We start from the raw sequence: 15,955 nt of genomic DNA on the forward strand, positions 1-15,955 counted from the left end.
TTACCTGTTAACACACTAATAAAGAATATTAGGGAGCAGTTGTATTTTATGTATGCATATAGTTCTAGTTATGGTTTTATGAAATATGTTAATAAAAACCCTCTATTGGTTAATATTCCTGAACCTGAAATTTCAATAAATATAGTATTGGATAACAGTAGAAATGGTGATTTTTTTAATTTTAAATCTACAGGTTTTAATGTTTTTAATAAAATGAATCCTAACTCTAAGAGAGCATTCATATTGAGTAGTGGTTTTTACAGAAATAAAGGCGATTTTTATTTTTCAATTGACTACTCTAATAAGATTTATGATAAAGAAAGTATTATGCTACTAATTAGTGCCTTTGAAAAAGAATTTTCCAACTTATTATGTAAGTATTATGTATAAATTTATAGAAAAACTTTTTTCAGAAAGAAATTTTAACAATACAGCCGTATTTTTTAAGGGGAGGAAATATAAATATGAAGAACTATACAATGATGTTGTTAAACTTTCTTCGCAAATTTCTATGGAAGTAGGAGGTAATAAAAGACATCGAATTGGTTTTATGCTTGATAAAAGTTATGATTCTTTGTGTGTAATGTTGGCTATAATGCATAGTGGAAATATATATGTTCCATTAAATAAAAAATCCCCATTATCTAAATTAAAATTGATTCTAAAAAGATATGATATTTTAAATGTAATAACAAATGAGGATTTTGATTTTTTTGATTGTAATTTTATTAATATTGATGATTTAAAACGAATAGTGGTTCCATCATCAAGTTTTGAAAAGCAAATTAATAATAGTAAAGAAAATTATGCATATATAATTTTCACCTCTGGAAGTACAGGTTTCCCTAAAGCTGTTGGTATTACGTATGAAAATCTTGAGTCTTTTATCGAATCTATGAATGAGGTTGTTAATATTGCAAATTTTGATAAAGTCAGTTTCTTTGCTGATTATTTTTTTGATTTTTCTATTGCAGAAATATTTCTTACTCTAAGTAATGATTCCTGCCTAGTAATACCTGAGGAATTAGAAAAAAGAAATCCTCTAAAATTTGTTAATGATAATCATATATCAGTATGGATGTCCGTTCCTAGTTATGCAAATTATTGTATAGAATTTTTAAAATTAAAAAAATATAATTTAAATTCAATTCGTATGACTATTTTTTGCGGTGAAGGATTATCTGTTAAACTAGCTGACTCTTGGAAAGTTGCAGCACCAAATACTGAAATTTTCAATGCTTATGGTCCTACGGAAGCAACAGTTTTTTCTACAATATATAAATACGACTATTCAAAAAAATATGATAGTTATTTAGTACCTATTGGATCAAATTTAAAGCATATAAAATCAAAAATTGTATCGGTCGATAGTAATGGATTTGGTGAGCTTCTTCTTTCAGGTGGACAAGTTTTTGAAGGTTATCTGTTAGAGAATAAAATAAAAAATTGGTATAAAACTGGAGATATTGTTTATTTAGATGATTATGGTATTTATAATTTTTTTTGTAGAATTGATTTTCAAATTAAAAGAAATGGTTATAGAATAGATATAAATGAGATTAAAAATATCCTTTTAAATTATATTCCACATGTTGAGGTTGAAATAGTGGATATAAAAATAAATAACTTAATTAAAGTGATTTTTATTCTAGAGAAGGAGGAATATATTGCTGATCTTGAAAGTACTATAAGTAATCATCTTGAGATTTACATGAGACCAGATGAAATAGTTGTATTAGATGAAATCCCCTTAAATCATAATGGAAAGATTGATTATAAAGAAGTTAGGGTTGTGGTTAGTAAAATTATTAATAATACAGGAGAGTCTAAATAATGTCGTTGTATCAATCTAAAAATATAGATGAATTTGATCGCATCTTTACATCTTTACATCATAGTAGTATTAAAAATCTTCTATACTCCTATGTTCATGATGAAAGTAAAGCATTATTTTTACTTGTTGGTTCGATTCCAGAAGGGAATGCTAGTGAAGTTTCAGATATTGATATTATATGCGTAACCAATTATGATAATATAATATTTGATAATAAAGATAATGCTGTCTTTAATGGTTTTTATTCCTTTGATAATGATCCTTTAGCTTTTTTTAATAAAATTATATTTTATAATGATGTGGAGTTTGATATTTTATTTGTTTCGGCAGATAAATTGATGCGTATATTGGGTCGATTGGATAATAGTAAGTGTAATTTTACAGTTCAAGAGCTCCATGTTTTATCCAGAATATTCAACGGTTGGGCATTTTGTGAAACCAATATAAATAAAATACTTAATATTATAAAAGAAAATGGTAAACTAAAATTATTTTGTGTACTTCGTAATCTTATTGGTGCACTCAAGCATATGGAAGATGCAATTATACATAAAGATAGAAATCTTAAATTGTCAAAATATCTTACGAATTATGCTCTAGTCGAATTTATCCAATGTATATACTCAAGCTTTGATATTTATGACTGTGGGCATAAATGGCTGAGAGGTTTTGATAAATTGGAAATTGATACCGATATTAAAAAAATATTTTACACTTTATATTTTAATGAATCTAAAATTTATGGTGAGAAATATGATGGTTTAGTTAAATATTTTATTAATTTGATAATAAATTATTTAAATAAAGATCCTGTCTTTAAGATGGCAATTAAGTCAAATTCACAATTGATTAAATATAGGTATATATATGAATATTAAAAATGATGTTATAACGATTTGGAAGAGTCGAACAAAATACTCTCATGCTGATATGAGTGAGGATTTTTTTGATGTCGGTGGGGATTCTTTAGGTTCTATTTATTTGCTAGTTGATATTAATAATTTTTTTGGAATAGAACTAGAACCAGATGATTTTTTTACTTCACCAACTTTAGGGAATTTGATCAACTTAATTGAACAAATGCTTAAATAACTAAGAAGAATTTTAAAGCAAAAGTAAAATTTAGGCCAAAATAGTTAAATTATTTAATAATTACAAAAATATAAATCTGTGATGTTAAAATTATTAAATACATTAAAACATCACAAAAACCATATTACATCTTATTCTTAACTTTGTAAACTTAATTTAAAGTTTTTTGTGAATGGGATTTTATCAGAATTATATTGGAGATACTTGAGTTTTAGATGGTGGATATGATTGATTGATTTTAAATCAATATTGTTTTAATTTAGTAATAAAATTAAAACTATGTAAAATAATTTTATTTTTGTATGGTTTTAATTTAATTTTTATTTTTCCTCTTTTATTTCTTTTAAAAAATATTTACAGCTATTGTAAATACTTTTTGCATCTAACCCATTTTGTTGCCACTGCCAAATAAAATCACCGTGAGGAGTTAATTGATTAGTAATATATAAGTGTTTAATTGGGGTTGTTGAATTCCAAATCGCTCCAATATTAGTGCCTACTGATCCATTATTAGCATGTTCTTCAACTATAATTACAGGTCCTTTTTCTTGTAAAAAAGATAAGAGACTTGGATCAATAGGATGTAGTTTGATAATTTCAATTACATTACAATTTATTGTATCATTTTTAAGTAATTCAGCAGCTTTTAAACATTCTCCAAGGATCCTTCCATGGCTGAGAATTGTTAGGTCATTGCCATTTCGATGAGTAAATAGACCTTTTGGCCAATGTAATAAGGTATCTTCTGAGCAATCAATTAGCGGTCCTTTAAAAATACGAATAGCTATTGGGCCAGATCTCTCTTTATTTAGAATTCTATCAGCTATATCTAATAAATTATTATTAGAACAAGAATAGATTTCCATCTTAGGGCAAGATCGTAGAATTGCTAAATCATTTATTCTATGATGTGTAGGGCCATCTTCGGCACCAACTCCACATCGATCTACTAGTAAAACTACTTTAGCTTGATTAACTCCAATATCATGGAGTAGTGCATCTGCGGAACGTTGAATAGCCACCGATTTTGTAGACACCTTTTAGTTAGATAAAATGGCTAATTAACGAGGTGCTTATGAGCAGTAAACGATATCCTGAAGAATTCAAAATTGAAGCAGTAAAACAGGTCACTGAGAAAGGTCATAGTGTGGCCGAGGTTGCTACGCGTTTAGGAACCACCACCCATAGTTTGTATGCTTGGATTAAACGTTATGATCCACAGCAGCCCAAGACGATAGAGTCTAATGATCCAAGTGCAGAATTAGCAAAGTTAAAAAAAGAGCTGCAACGGGTTACTGAAGAAAGGGACATATTAAAAAAGGCCGCGGTGTACTTCGCAAGCCAGTCCAAATGAGGTACGCCTTTATTCAGGACAATCAGCACATATGGCCTGTTCGTCGTTTATGTTCAACATTAGATGTTCACCACAGTGGTTATTACGCATGGTTAAAGCAACCCACTAGTGAAACTGCAAGGAAACGGCAACAGCTTTCAGAACTGATTAAACAATTCTGGCTGGAATCTGGCGGAGTCTATGGCTATCGCAAGATTCACTATGATTTGAAAGATGTTGGCGAAAGTTGCGGGATCAATCGAGTACATCGACTGATGAAAGCAGATGGTCTTAAATCACAGCGTGGTTATCGTAAACCTAGAGCTCACGCTGGTACTCCAGCGGTCATTGCCGCAAACAGCTTAAATCGACAGTTTAATCCAACTCAGCCGAACCAATTATGGGTGACGGACATTACCTATATCCGTACACATGAAGGGTGGTTGTATCTTGCAGTTGTGATTGATCTATTTTCACGTCTTGTTGTTGGTTGGTCTATGAAATCCAGAATCACGACAGATTTGGTTTTAGATGCGTTATTGATGGCTTTGTGGCGAAGAAATCCAAAGAACAAAGTCCTAATTCATTCTGATCAAGGTAGCCAATATACCAGCCATGAATGGCAGACATTTCTCAAGCATCATAATCTTGAAAGTAGTATGAGTCGTAGAGGTAATTGCCATGACAATGCTGTTGCAGAAAGCTTCTTCCAGCTATTAAAGCGGGAACGAATTAAAAAGAAAATCTATGTAACTAGAACTGAAGCAAGATCCGATATCTTTGAATATATAGAGATGTTCTATAATTCAAAACGCAGACATGGTTCCAATGGTCAACGTTCTCCATTAGATTATGAAAAGGCCCATCAAAAGATGGTTATGTGTGTCTAGAATTTTGGTGGCTATTCACGTTGCAAAAAAGTTGAATAAATATGTATAAAAGTCAGATCAAAATCTCTACATGCAGCAGCTGCGATTGTAAAACCAGAATGTTCTGCAATTCCAACATCTAAATAATTAATATTAGTATTTTTTGTAACACTATTAAAACCAGCAGTTTCTGCCATACCTGCCGAAACAAATAATATTTTCATTTGTTGAGCTACATTAACTAAGAAATCACTCAGAATTTCTTGTGAATTTTTTTTCGTTGTAGGAAAAGTACTTTTCAATTTAGCCGATGGAATTGCATGATATTTGAATGGATTTAATGATGCAATTTCATCGCTATAACCTTTGATGGTGCGTACATGAAGTAATGTACTTTTTCTTGATTTCTTTATTCCTATTAATTTATTAGCAAGTTCATCGGGTTCGTTACCATCTATCGACCCTGAAAAATGAATATCTGCTGCTACAGCTAAAGCTTCATAACGTTTAGAATTCATTGTTTTCAAAGATGAAACTGCATCAGAAATACTGTGTCCATTATCATTTACAATAATTATTACTGGGCGATTAGCTTTATGTATTAATAAAAGTGACTCTAATGAAACACCATTTGCAAATGCTGAATCACCAATAATAACTATTACCCAATGATCTGAGGGAGTTATTGAAAATCCGATTGCTATTGCTATTGCTGTACCTGCATGTCCTACACGAAAATGATCATGATTAGACTCTGATGGTTCTGGAAAACCACTAATACCATTAGCTTTACGTATAGACTCAAATGTATCATGTCTTCCAGTAATTATTTTATGCGCATAACATTGATGTCCAGTATCAAACACAAAGATATCATCAGGGGAATCAAAAATATAATGTATAGCAACCGTAATTCCTACTGCACCAATGGGGCTTGCATAATGACCTCCAGATGATTTTATAGCTAGCTTTAAATAATCTCTTAAATTTTTAGCAAAATTCACTAAATCGATTTGAGGAAGTTTTTTAAGTGTATTAAGATTAAATTGCACAATCATTCCTTTTTTTTGATTAGCTCCATACCAAAGATACTTAATGCATCCCATACTTTTTCAAAAGCTTGAACTACTGTTTGAAGTTCTGTAATTCCATTTGGTGGTGCAATTTCGGAAATACAGAACATTGAATCCAATATTGCTTTTGTATTTGGAAAATCATTTAAGTCATATTTATTCTTCCATGCTGGATTATATTCCCATACTGGGCGGGTAAGCCAAACACTAATTGGTACATGTTCAGCAGCCAATAATTCAACAATTTTATTCCGTACTTCCGCAGTGGCTGGTAGGTTTAATGCTTTAAAGTCAAGTCGCATGGGAAGTGAACAAAAACTACTATCTTCAAAGTTTTTTCCAAATAATCGTTTGATTCCAGGTAGTTTTTCAAGTTTATTAACTAAATAATTTACATTTTCTCTTCTTATTCTAATTTGTTCATCAATTTCATTTAGCCGATCAAGAGCTATAGATGCAGAAAATACATTAGGACGATAGTTATATCCTAATGAGGATGGAGAAAATATCCTCTCCCCATTACGTGAAGAACTACTTAAAGAAACATTATCAACGTGTTCTATTAATTCTAAAGAATTAGTACTAAGTAATCCTAATTCGCCTGAAGCTAGATGTTTTGCGCCATTACCTGAAAGTACATAAGCATCACTTTCAAGGTTTAAGTAATTTTTCAAATAATTAGGTACATTTGCTGCTTGAGCACAATCATCGACTATTGCTATATTTTTAGAGCGAGCAAATGAGCGGAGTTTAGCTCTTGGTGCTGAATTTCCAAAGAGATGTGTAATTTGTACAATAGCAACGCCTTCTTTATGCATGTGATTTATTGCGGATATCTCATCAATGCATGCATCGTCTGCGGTATCAACAAAAATAGGACGCAAGCCACAGTGCGATATTGCAGCTACTGCTCCAGGCCAATTAAGTGCACATACAATTGCTATCTCACCTTGATTTGCAAAAAAGTCAGTAGCTACATGTAGGGCGGCACTTCCAGATGAGACTGCTCTAGAGTATTGAGTGCCACAATATTTACTAGTATTTGATTCAAGTTCTTCGATAAGTGGGTGATTAACGCGATGAAATTTTCCACTATCTAATACTCGTTGTAATGCATTTAAATGATTTTGAGTTGGGGCGGGCCAAGGTGTAAAAGTATTCTTTTCAACACTTGATTGTCCACCATAATATGCTAGGGTATTTAGTATGTTCTTCATATTCATCCACAAATTGAGTAAATTTTTGCTAAATCATCAATTGACCTATATCCAGCTTTGGTCGCTTGATCATAAAATTCAGAGAATTTAATGTTTTTTTTCTCTATTAAGATTTGTGCAATTTTATGATCACTAATTGTCCTATCACTACGTCCCATAGCTAAGTATTCAATAATACAATCCGCAATTGATTGAAAATTATCATTTTTATTTTTTTCAGCATCTAGAAATATATGGATATCATTTTTACAGTAAGTATCTCCAGTAAACTCGATATCCCACCCTTGAATATTCAGGTTAATAACGTTGCTTTTATGTGTGCCAACATCAATAAATTCTATATTTTTATTAAAGTAGTTAGCTATTTTATAAAGATCTTCTTCTTTGCATCTTATATCTAAATCATTAGGAATTATAGGGAGACCATAACGCCACAAAGAAGTACTTCCACAAATAGCCCATTTGTTAACTGCTATTTTATCCAAAATATTACTAATGGTATAAATCACATTCTCTATTGGTTCTTTTAGCCAAATAGATGCTGAGTCAGAAAAACTTTCAATTGCTAACAGTGATAATGGATTTTTTAAAATTACATTTCCCTTTGAAATATCAGCGTATATAATATTAAACAGTGGGGTAGTATCACCAATTAGAAAAGATTCATGTATTTTATTAAAGTCTTTGTTTTTTATAGAAAAATTATTTAATAATTTAAGGGCAGATCTTACATTTTTTTGGGGCTCAGATTTTATATTGAGAGTCGCATCATTGTTAAAATTAAATAGGTCTGAAACTAAATCTATATAATTAACTATTCCCAAATGATCATGTGGAGAATAATGTGTTTTTTTTACTTGTGATTCTTTTATTTTACAGCTTTTAAGTATGCTAAGTTCTTTTAAAGCGCTGATAGAGTCATCACTACAATGAATTAAATTCAAAGTCTGATTATCACATGGAAATTCTTGTCTAATGGTTTTAGTTAGAGCAAAAGCAGGATGCGTAGCTCCTTTTAAAAAGCTTAGATAATGATCATCTGGAATGTCATCCCAATACAATACTAAGACTGGACCAAGAGAAAATAATCTTTGAACTTTTTTTAGTTTTTCTTTACATAGATGTGGGTATAAATTCGAAGTTAAATCATCATCTAGTTGACTATAAAATATTTCTTTAGGGGGGGATGGTATTTCATTTAAACAAAATTTCACTATTGATTCACCCAACCCAGCATATATTGCTTCAGGTGAGATTACCGCCAGTCCACCATATTTTTTTCTTGTGAGCATACAAAACCCTTGATGAAAAATGCAACCTAATCTCTCGAAATTCTTTTAGATACGAATACATAACCCAAAGTTTTTCTTATGGAGGTTGAATGAAAGAAAGTGCAAATATGAAATAAATTTAAAAATAAAACCATTATCTTTGCTAGGGCGTGTCCTCATTTGAAGAATAATATTTAAACGCCTAGAATTAGGCTCTACTTTATCTTCATTTCAATATTTTTCAATGGCACGTACTCTTTTAATCGCTGGGCTATGAAAGGCTTATGGGATAAATTTTTTTCAAACTACGAGGCGAATGGGTATTCATTGATGGAAGCTACATACGCGCGCATCAGCATGCAAGTGGAGTTCGGCATGGCTTCGAGCGTGCAATTGGACAATCTCGTGGAGGACTCACAACAAAGATTCATCTTGCAACCGACGCGAATGGATTACCGATTGATTTTAAAATCACTGGGGGTGATGTCCATGACAGCCAAGTTGCAGAACACCTAATAGATCTAATTGAAACAGCAGATTATTTAATCGCGGACAAGAGATATGATTCTGAACATATCAGGAAGTCAGCTAGAAATCGAAAAATGATACCTATTATTCCATTAAGATCAAATAGTAAGAAATTCAATCCTGATTTTGATAAGTACTTATATCGCTTAAGACATTTAGTTGAGAATACCTTTGCAAGATTAAAACACTTCCGTGCGATAGCAACTCGATTTGATAAACTCGCACGTAATTATCAGTCTATGATTTATATCGCCTGCATGTTCATTTGGTGTAAATCTAAATGAGGACACACCCTAATCATAATTCAGACATTAGTTTTTTTCGTTTAACAGCTAGAGAAGCTATTTCCTCACACAATTGTGGAAAGCTGATACCACTAGCAGCTGCAGATTGAGGCAATAAGCTTGTTGCTCTCATCCCTGGTAAAGTTTCAATTTCTAGACACCAGATATTCCCATTTCTATCCATTCTAAAATCAGCCCTACTGTAATCATTCAGCTTTAGAGCTTTGTGAGCAGAAATTGCAAAATGCCGAGTTTGATTAGCCTGTTCTGGAGATATTTTTGCTGGGAATACCACATCTACAGCTTCCATCTGACACTTACTTTCGTAATCATATATTCCAGATAGTGGTAAAATAATTTCCCCAACAGTTAATGCTTTATCTGCAAGAATTCCAACAGTCAACTCTCGTCCTTCTATAAACTTCTCAATCATTACTTCATTATCATGCTCTAAGGCTAAATTCACAGCATCTTCAAGTTGATTGGGATATTTAACTAGGGTAAGACCAATGGTAGATCCTTGTTTATTAGGTTTTACGATCACAGGAAAACCTAAAGTATTTTCTACGATTTGCGGTTCAACTGGTGCCATAAGCCAGTCAGGAGTAGGAACACCAGCTTTTATCAAGAGTCGCTTAGCTATATCTTTATCCATAGCTAAGGCACTTCCAAGGTGACCACTTCCTGTATATGATAACTTAGCCATATCAAGCATTCCTTGAGTGGTACCATCCTCACCAGTTCCACCATGTAAGACTAGAAAAACTATGTCTACATCAATTAAATCACCAGTTTTAGTTAATACAACTTGATCAAATGAAACTTCCAAGGAATCTTTTTCTTGAAAAAATAATGGAATTGAACCTGTCTCAAGTAACTTTTTTTGTGTGACTTCGTCTAGTAAACCTTGTGCAGCATCAATAGCTAATACTTCATGACCAGCTTGCTGTAAAGCCTTAACAACTTGAACTCCGCTTTCTATAGAAATTTCTCGTTCAGAGCTATTTCCACCAAAAAGCACTGCTATTTTTAGTTTGTCAATATTCATATTAGAACCTCATCGCTATTATATTAATTCTTCATATATAAAAATAATGATCTCAAGTAGATAGCAAAATAAAATAATAGAGATCATCTCCCTTATCCTGAAATTAGAACGCTTCAATTAGCAGGATTTTAATCAAAAATATTTAGCTGTATACTCCTTTAATTAGTGCGAAGATGATTGTTCTTTTGACAGGATTACATTTTTTTAAAGTTTTTATAAAGGAAGCCTAATTAAAATTCAAGTTGACAGGCGAGATGTTGATAAAATTGAATTTTTATATATGAGTTGTTGGAATTATATTATGAAAAGATTATAAGCTACTGAATGGATTAAAAAATTAAACTATTGTTTAACACTTAAAATTATCAAATATTATCAAAATATTTTCGAGTTTCTGTTGCACTTTATACGTTTTAACTATACAGAAGTTAAACAAAACTAAATTACCAAGACATAGATATAAACAATATTGCATTATAAGTGACATTCTAATATAACCGCGAATCGCGGATAAGAAATTAACTTGAAAAACAGGAGGACTAGAGCCATCAGTTGAGTTACCACACCAAACTTACAACTCTAGTCCTGATGTTCAATAGTACCGAATTATTCTGTGTAATTGATGATTTCTTTCTTAAATTTGAAGCAACCTACTGGAAGTTCCTCAAGCAAAGCAATCACTGTTTAAGAATCCGAACTGGTCAACTAAGCATCTCAGAAATTATCTTTATCGCCATTTGGTATAAGTGTTCTCACTTCAACAATTTCAAAGCATTCTTCTCATGGTTGAAGCAGGATAAATGTCATTTATTTAAAAGCTTACCCTGTTACCAACGTATGATTCACTTAATTAATATGCATCAATTGGCACTACACGCTCTACATGTCGCGCTGATGAAAGATCAATACAAACAATATTTATGGATTGACTCAACGACTCTACTGGTCTGTAAAAATCAACGTATCCACCTCCATAAATCACTAGTCAGGATTGCATCTCGCGGTAAAAGCTCGATGGGATGGTTTTATGGTTGTAAATTACATATCGTGATGAATCAATTTGGCAAGATCGTTAGCTCAGCCTTATCCAACGGGCATATTGCTGATATTAAAATGGTGGAGAAGTTAGTTGCGGGTTTACAAGCGAAGCTCTATGCGGATCGTGGCTATATCAGCAAAGAGTTAAAAAGCAGATTAAGAGATCAAGGTATTGATTTAATTACCTATCATCGAAAGAATATGAAGTCTGTTCAACTACAACAATCTGATGAATATCACTTAAAACAGCGTAATAAAATAGAGACTTTATTCAGCCTCTTAAAAGGACAATACAATTTAGTAACGAGCAAAGCGCGTAGTATTCTGGGCTTTTTAAGTGGGATTTATGCTTCGTTATGTGCATATCAATTAATCCATCGAAATAAGCCAACCATTCAGATTATAGAATCATTGGCTTAAACAGGATTGGGGTTAATATATGACTGTAAGATCAAAACTGGTTGTAGTGTGAATAATTTAACACAAACTAATTTTTTTGTTTATTGAGTAATGGCTGTAAAAGCTTGCAATAAATAGCATTGAAGATAATTTTATATGTATTTTTTAGAAACTAAATAAGGATTTAATCTATGGGAAATGTAACAAATAACTTAAAAGTTGCTATTATTTGTGGTGGAAGTTCAACTGAATCAGAGGTTTCGAGAAGTTCAGCTAAAGCAGTTGAAAAGGCTCTAAAAAAAACATTTTCAGATGTACAAGTAGTCGAGTTAGATAGTGAGCTTCCACAAAAATTAATTAATAGTAAATATGATGTTGTATTTCCTGTATTGCACGGTGCAATTGGAGAAGATGGAACAATCCAAGGTTTTTTAGAAATATTAGGTTTGCCATATGTTGGCAGTGGAGTTAAAGCTAGTGCATGTGCACTTCATAAGCCGACCGCAAAACTTATTTTTTCCTCTGCTGGCCTTCTATGTGCTTTGGGTATAACCGTGTGCAGAGGCGATGGAATTGAAGATGTAGTAAATAGAATCTTAGAAAAACTGGGAGATGATATTGTTATTAAACCTTGTGATCAGGGTTCTGCTTTAGGTATTGAATTTGCTCAAGGGCGTGAAGAAATCACCTTATCTATAAAAAAAATATTAAATCATAATACAGAGGCCGTTGTTGAAAAGCGAATCATTGGCCGAGAAATCACAATTGGTGTTTTAGAGGATAGTAATAGAGCCAAAGCATTACCTGTAGTAGAGGTAATAACTCCGATAGGACAATGGTATGACTACGAACATAGATATACTGATGGAGCAAGTCAGCATATTGTACCAGCTAAATTATCAAAGGATGTATACGAGAGGGCTTCTGAAATTGCTATAAAGGCACATCAGGCTCTTGGGTGCAAAGATCTTTCAAGATCAGATTTTATTATTACTTATACGTCAGATATTTACCTTCTTGAAACTAACACTATCCCAGGAATGACTCCAACCAGTCTTTACCCCGATGCTGCTAAGGCTGCTGATATTACATTTGATGAACTTGTAAGCCAATTGGTTAAAACAGCTATCTTGCGTGGTAAAAGATAAGATGAGTAGAGAGATTGTACAGGGTTTTAAAGATATTAAGATTGATTTAGTCATAAAATTCGGTGGGAGTATAGTGAACGATACTGAAAAAACATGCGCTTTGCTAAAAATCATTAATGAAGCTACTAAAAATGGAAAGCATATATTAGTTATTCCTGGTGGGGGTCCACCAGATAAAGCTATAGAAAAAATATATGCAAAGAGAGAATTTACCATGGCAACAGCTCATGAAGCATGCGCTTTAGCTCAAGACCAAATTGGCTTAATACTTGCCGACCCAAACTATTCAGAGATATCAATCGCCTGTCGGAATATTAAAGATGTGAGAGTTGCAATACAAAATCGAAGAACTCCTATTTTATTGCCATCACAAACTTTAATGTCTTTAGACCCTGTTGAATATAGTTGGGATATTACTTCCGATGCTATAGCTGGATGGGTTGCATGGCAAATCGGTGTCTCTAAACTCATTGTATTAACAGATGTAGACGGTATTTATGCTAAGGATGTATCAGGTAATTTGTTGGAAGATAAATTAATTGAAAAAATTTTAGCTAGTGAAGTTGTTAAATTAGGACATACGTCTATAGATGTGTGTTTAGCTGAATGGATTAAACATGGATACATTAATGAATGTGTAATTGTAAATGGGAATTATCCTGAACGATTAGACAATATATTACATGAAAAAACTGCACTATCTACCCATATTTATTATAGTAAATCACAGTTTTTGGCATTGTAAAAATGAATTGTATGGAAATTTTTATTTAATGGTTTAGTTGGAATTGATATAGGGAGCTTTAATATGCTAACAAAAGGTATTATCCAAACACTGCAAGAAGTAAAAAATACAAATTATAAAGATCAAGCAATATACATTGGTTTTACTGGCCTAGATGGTGCAGGAAAATCAACACAAGCTGGAATGCTTGGACAATATTTACGATCATTTGATCGGCAATGTTATGTTTGTGAGCCAAAAGATGACCTAGTTCCCCAACTTTCAATTGCTATAGGAAAAAATAATAGTAAATCTCCAAGAGAGTATTTTGGGACATATCCATTTGAATTATCGAAAGCTTTTAGCGTTGTAAGACATCATTATAGTGGTATTTTACCTTTTCTGAATTCTGGGATTGATGTAATTGAACCACGTACAAATTTTTGCAGACTTGGTTTAGCAATCGCACATGATTGTGATGAGATAAATAAAGTAGTTGATGTTTATGAAATATCCAAAAAATATGACTTTGTTTTTTGGATTGATACTCCTCCAGAGATTGCATATAAAAGAGTCAATGATAGAGGAACAGACTATGAACCATTCGAAGAGTTAGATAAATTTCATAAAGCATTATGCCAGATAGCAGATAAAACTTGCATAAGAATTAATGAAATTGGTTCTAAGGATGATGTTTTTAATAGGATTAAATTAAAGTTGAATGAGCTAATTGGGAAATTAGATAAGTAAAATAGAATAATATGGGTTGTATTGGGTATGAAAACTGTAGATTTTTTATATCTAATATTAATAAGAGTGATGTGTGCTGATAAAAACGAAGACTTTAACTTGGTAAACTATAGATACTCATTAGGAGTTTACCATGAGCAAAAAACAAAAGACTTATACGGCAGAATTTAAAGCTGAAGCAATAAAAGCCATTGAAGAAAACAAAGGTAATGTTTCCGAAACAGCACGGCAACTCGGTATTTCCATGCAAACTTTATCAAATTGGTACAAGAAAGCAAAAGCAGGCACATTGGCTGGTACACAACAATATTAGCCCGATCTCGTTGCTTTACTCGAAGAAAATAAGAAACTTAAACAACAACTCAAAACTGCCGAAATGGAGAGAGTTTCTAAAAAAAGCGGCAGCGTACTTTGCCAAAGAAAGTCAGTGAGGTACGCTTATATGAAAGAGCACAAAAACACATACCCAACTACGATGATGGCTGGATTGCTGAATGTCTCAGTATCAAGGTTTAAGCCAACGAAAAATTCAAAGCAATCAACAGACAATATTGGTCAAAATTGCCCATGAAAAGACCAATGAAAGCTATGGCTATATTCGGCTGACCAAGTATTTAAAGGCTCAAGGTATCCAAATTAGCCAATATGCTGTGCGTTGCATTAAACAGAAGAATCACTGTATTGTAAGTGCCATAAGTGTTTTAAAAGAACTACGAATAGTGATAACAATCGTTCTGTCTACCATAATCTGCTAGACCAACAATTTTCAATGGAAACCCCGAATCAAGCATGGGTAAGTGACATAACGTACATTTGGACATCTGAAGGATGGTTATATCTGGCAGCCTTAAAAGACCTTTGTACTAAACAGGTAGTTGGGTATAGCGTAAATGAACGGATGACGTCACAGCTTGTTTGTAATGCGTTGAGTATGGCTATTCGCAATCATAAGCCAACTAAAGGCCTGATCGTTCATTCAGACAGAGGCCGTCAATATTGCAGTCATGAATATCGGAATATGCTTGAAAAATATGAATTTCAGGGTTCAATGAGTAAGAAAGGAGACTGTTTTGACAATGCTCCAATTGAAAGTTTTTGGGGAATATTAAAGAACGAACTTGTACATCATCGGAACTATAAAACCAGAGATGAAGCTAAAGCAGATATTACAAAATACATAGAGCTATTTTATAATCAGCAGAGAATTCAGAAAGGTCTGCATTTTAAGACACCAAATCAGACAGCAGAGGACTTTTACAAGTTGGCTGCATAGAATCTCCCAAGTGGAAGTGTCCTGTTATTTCGGCACACATCAGAGACTGAAAATAGTGACGATGGAAATAATTT

At 32.5% G+C, this 15,955-nt stretch carries 14 protein-coding genes and 2 pseudogenes; 11 read left to right on the plus strand and 5 right to left on the minus strand.

Annotated features, from left to right (window positions below; all coding sequences use genetic code 11):
• Window positions 1-48 precede the first annotated feature (48 nt).
• From QSG86_RS00700 to QSG86_RS00715, 4 genes are read left to right on the plus strand one after another with little or no spacing between them, the layout of a single operon-like run.
• Window positions 49-390, plus strand: a complete 342-nt coding sequence (locus QSG86_RS00700) for a hypothetical protein (protein WP_317033343.1) — start codon at window positions 49-51, stop codon at window positions 388-390.
• Window positions 383-1,834: an AMP-binding protein gene (locus QSG86_RS00705; RefSeq protein ID WP_317032803.1), complete on the plus strand. Its 1,452-nt coding sequence runs from the start codon at window positions 383-385 to the stop codon at window positions 1,832-1,834. Before QSG86_RS00700 ends, QSG86_RS00705 begins: the two co-directional genes overlap by 8 nt.
• Complete coding sequence (locus tag QSG86_RS00710) at window positions 1,834-2,712, plus strand: hypothetical protein (RefSeq protein ID WP_317032802.1); 879 nt, start codon at window positions 1,834-1,836, stop codon at window positions 2,710-2,712. The genes QSG86_RS00705 and QSG86_RS00710 overlap by 1 nt, the downstream gene beginning before the upstream one ends.
• Window positions 2,702-2,926, plus strand: coding sequence for an acyl carrier protein (locus tag QSG86_RS00715; protein WP_317032801.1), 225 nt, complete (start codon window positions 2,702-2,704; stop codon window positions 2,924-2,926). Before QSG86_RS00710 ends, QSG86_RS00715 begins: the two co-directional genes overlap by 11 nt.
• 320 nt (window positions 2,927-3,246) lie before the next feature.
• Here QSG86_RS00715 and QSG86_RS00720 read toward each other — a convergent pair whose 3' ends face one another.
• On the minus strand, window positions 3,247-3,948 hold the full coding sequence (locus QSG86_RS00720) for a transketolase C-terminal domain-containing protein (protein ID WP_317032800.1): 702 nt from the start codon (window positions 3,946-3,948) through the stop codon (window positions 3,247-3,249).
• Window positions 3,949-4,001: 53 nt separating this feature from the next.
• Between QSG86_RS00720 and QSG86_RS00725 the strand changes: the two genes are divergently transcribed.
• Window positions 4,002-5,149, plus strand: a protein-coding gene (locus QSG86_RS00725) for an IS3 family transposase (RefSeq protein WP_317030298.1) whose coding sequence is annotated in 2 segments (ribosomal slippage) — window positions 4,002-4,248 and window positions 4,248-5,149 — 1,149 coding nt in all. Because the reading frame shifts where the segments join, the coding sequence is not laid out codon by codon here.
• Between the two features lie 11 nt (window positions 5,150-5,160).
• Here QSG86_RS00725 and QSG86_RS00730 read toward each other — a convergent pair.
• The 3 genes from QSG86_RS00730 to QSG86_RS00740 are packed head-to-tail and all read right to left on the minus strand — an operon-like array spanning window position 5,161 to window position 8,710.
• Window positions 5,161-6,180 carry a 1-deoxy-D-xylulose-5-phosphate synthase N-terminal domain-containing protein gene (locus QSG86_RS00730; protein WP_317032799.1) on the minus strand — a complete coding sequence of 340 codons (1,020 nt, stop codon included), beginning with the start codon at window positions 6,178-6,180 and terminating at the stop codon, window positions 5,161-5,163.
• 2 nt (window positions 6,181-6,182) lie between these two features.
• Window positions 6,183-7,418 carry an aminotransferase class I/II-fold pyridoxal phosphate-dependent enzyme gene (locus QSG86_RS00735; RefSeq protein ID WP_317032798.1) on the minus strand — a complete coding sequence of 412 codons (1,236 nt, stop codon included), beginning with the start codon at window positions 7,416-7,418 and terminating at the stop codon, window positions 6,183-6,185.
• Between the two features lie 2 nt (window positions 7,419-7,420).
• Window positions 7,421-8,710: a nucleoside-diphosphate kinase gene (locus QSG86_RS00740; protein ID WP_317032797.1), complete on the minus strand. Its 1,290-nt coding sequence runs from the start codon at window positions 8,708-8,710 to the stop codon at window positions 7,421-7,423.
• A 237-nt stretch (window positions 8,711-8,947) separates the two neighbouring features.
• On the opposite strand from QSG86_RS00740, the pseudogene QSG86_RS00745 reads away from it, so the two are divergent.
• Window positions 8,948-9,501: pseudogene (locus tag QSG86_RS00745) on the plus strand (IS5 family transposase); the annotation flags it as partial.
• A gap of 13 nt (window positions 9,502-9,514) precedes the next feature.
• Here QSG86_RS00745 and QSG86_RS00750 read toward each other — a convergent pair.
• On the minus strand, window positions 9,515-10,549 hold the full coding sequence (locus QSG86_RS00750; RefSeq protein WP_317032796.1) for a D-alanine--D-alanine ligase: 1,035 nt from the start codon (window positions 10,547-10,549) through the stop codon (window positions 9,515-9,517).
• A gap of 588 nt (window positions 10,550-11,137) precedes the next feature.
• Between QSG86_RS00750 and QSG86_RS00755 the strand changes: the two genes are divergently transcribed.
• From QSG86_RS00755 to QSG86_RS00775, 5 genes and pseudogenes are all read left to right on the plus strand, one after another.
• The gene (locus tag QSG86_RS00755) at window positions 11,138-12,007 is read left to right on the plus strand and encodes an IS982 family transposase (protein WP_317032848.1); all 870 of its coding nucleotides are present in this window, start codon (window positions 11,138-11,140) and stop codon (window positions 12,005-12,007) included.
• A 170-nt stretch (window positions 12,008-12,177) separates the two neighbouring features.
• Window positions 12,178-13,134 (plus strand): D-alanine--D-alanine ligase, encoded by a 957-nt coding sequence (locus QSG86_RS00760; RefSeq protein ID WP_317032795.1) that lies wholly within the window; start codon window positions 12,178-12,180, stop codon window positions 13,132-13,134.
• A 1-nt stretch (window position 13,135) separates the two neighbouring features.
• The gene (locus tag QSG86_RS00765) at window positions 13,136-13,879 is read left to right on the plus strand and encodes a hypothetical protein (protein ID WP_317032794.1); all 744 of its coding nucleotides are present in this window, start codon (window positions 13,136-13,138) and stop codon (window positions 13,877-13,879) included.
• 63 nt (window positions 13,880-13,942) lie between these two features.
• Window positions 13,943-14,608: a hypothetical protein gene (locus QSG86_RS00770; protein ID WP_317032793.1), complete on the plus strand. Its 666-nt coding sequence runs from the start codon at window positions 13,943-13,945 to the stop codon at window positions 14,606-14,608.
• 133 nt (window positions 14,609-14,741) lie between these two features.
• A pseudogene (locus tag QSG86_RS00775) lies at window positions 14,742-15,881 on the plus strand (IS3 family transposase).
• Window positions 15,882-15,955: the final 74 nt, after the last annotated feature.

The sequence above is a fragment of the Acinetobacter sp. SAAs474 genome (genome assembly GCF_032823475.1).
Taxonomy (GTDB): Bacteria; Pseudomonadota; Gammaproteobacteria; order Pseudomonadales; family Moraxellaceae; genus Acinetobacter.